This is a genomic window from Lapillicoccus sp. (genome assembly GCF_025353065.1).
In the GTDB taxonomy this organism is placed as follows: Bacteria; Actinomycetota; Actinomycetes; order Actinomycetales; family Dermatophilaceae; genus Lapillicoccus.
In genome coordinates this window covers 1-2,020 of record NZ_JANXRJ010000308.1, presented here as the reverse complement: position 1 = coordinate 2,020, position 2,020 = coordinate 1, and the positions used below count along the sequence as shown (strand labels likewise).

At 70.0% G+C, this 2,020-nt stretch carries 1 protein-coding gene; it reads left to right on the top strand.

Annotation, left to right across the window (positions count from 1 at the left end):
- Window positions 1-2,020, top strand: a 2,020-nt coding sequence (locus Q0R63_RS22360) for a phosphoketolase (RefSeq protein ID WP_295702315.1), incomplete at both ends; no start/stop codon positions are given.

Genomic DNA, 2,020 nt, shown 5'->3' with positions numbered 1-2,020 from the left:
CTCGGCAACCCGCTGCTGCGCGAACCGCTGCTTCCCGAGCACATCAAGCCGCGACTGCTCGGCCACTGGGGCACCACCCCCGGGCTCAACCTCCTCTACGCGCACCTCAACCGGATCATCCGCGAGCGCGACACCAAGGTCCTCTTCGTCACCGGCCCGGGCCACGGCGGGCCGGCCGTCGTCGCCAGCGCCTACCTCGACGGCACCTACAGCGCGGTCTACCCCTCCATCACTCCCGACGAGCGCGGCATCGAGCGGCTGTTCCGCCAGTTCTCCTTCCCCGGCGGCATCCCCAGCCACGCCTCGCCCGAGACGCCCGGCTCGATGCACGAGGGTGGCGAGCTCGGCTACTCGCTCGCCCATGCCTACGGCGCAGCCTTCGACAACCCCGACCTCGTGGTCGCCTGCGTCATCGGCGACGGGGAGGCGGAGACCGGTGCGCTTGCCGCCAGCTGGCACTCCAACAAGTTCCTCGACGCCCGCCGGGACGGCGCGGTGCTGCCGATCCTCCACCTCAACGGCTACAAGATCGCCAACCCCGCGGTCCTCGACCGGCTCGGCGAGGGTGAGCTGCGCAAGCTGCTCGAGGGCTACGGCCACGCCCCGCGGTTCGTCAGCGGCGACGACCCGCGGCAGGTGCACGAGATGCTCGCGGAGACGATGGACGAGGTCTTCGACGAGATCACGGCGATCCAGGTCTGGGCCCGCTCCGGCGGCGGCGGTCCGCGCCCGCGGTGGCCGATGATCGTCCTGCGCACCCCCAAGGGCTGGACCGGCCCCGGCTGGGTCGACGGCGTGCCCATCGAGGGGACCTTCCGCGCCCACCAGGTGCCGGTCTCCGAGGTGCGCACCAACCCCGGCCACCTCGCGATCCTGGAGGACTGGATGCGCTCCTACCGGCCCGAGGAGCTCTTCGACGGCGAAGGACGACTCGTCCCGTCGATCGCCGACCTCGCGCCCCGGCCCGAGCGCCGGATGAGTGCGAGCCCGTATGCCAACGGTGGGCTCCTCCTGCGCGACCTCGAGCTCCCCGACTTCCGCGCGTATGCCGTGCCGGTCGCCCACCCGGCGACCGAGATGAGCTCTCCCACAGGGGTGCTCGGCGAGTGGCTGCGCGATGTCGTTGCCGCGAACCGCGACTCGTTCCGGATCATGGGGCCTGACGAGACCGCGTCCAACCGCCTGCAGGCGGTCTTCGAGACGACCGACCGGGCCTGGTCGGGCACCGTCATCGAAGGTGACGACCACCTCGCCCCCGACGGCCGAGTCATGGAGGTCCTCTCCGAGCACCTCTGCGAGGGCTGGCTCGAGGGCTACCTCCTCACCGGACGGCACGGCCTCTTCAACTGCTACGAGGCCTTCATCCACATCATCGACTCGATGATGAACCAGCACGCCAAGTGGATCAAGGTGTCGTCTCAGGTGCCGTGGCGTCGGCCGATCGCCTCGCTCAACTACCTGCTCACGTCCCACGTGTGGCGCCAGGACCACAACGGCTTCTCCCATCAGGACCCGGGCTTCCTCGACCACGTCGTCAACAAGAAGGCCGAGGCCGTGCGGGTCTATCTCCCGCCGGACACCAACACCCTTCTCAGCGTTGCCGATCACTGCCTGCGCAGTCGCAACTACATCAACGTGATCGTCGCCGGGAAGCAGCCGGCTCTGACCTTCCTGCCGATCGAGGACGCGGTGGCGCACTGCACCCGTGGCGTGGGCCTCTGGGAGTGGGCCAGCACCGGCAGCGGCGACGACCCCGACGTCGTCCTCGCCTGTGCCGGCGACGTGCCGACCATCGAGGTGCTCGCCGCCGCGAGCATCCTGCGCCAGCATCTCCCCGACCTGCGCGTCCGGGTCGTCAACGTCGTCGACCTCATGCGGCTCGAACCCGACACCGAGCACCCGCACGGCCTCTCGGACCGCGACTTCGACGCGCTGTTCACCACCGACCGCCCGGTCATCTTCGCCTTTCACGGCTACCCGGGGCTGATCCACCGGCTGACCTACCGGCGCACCAACCACG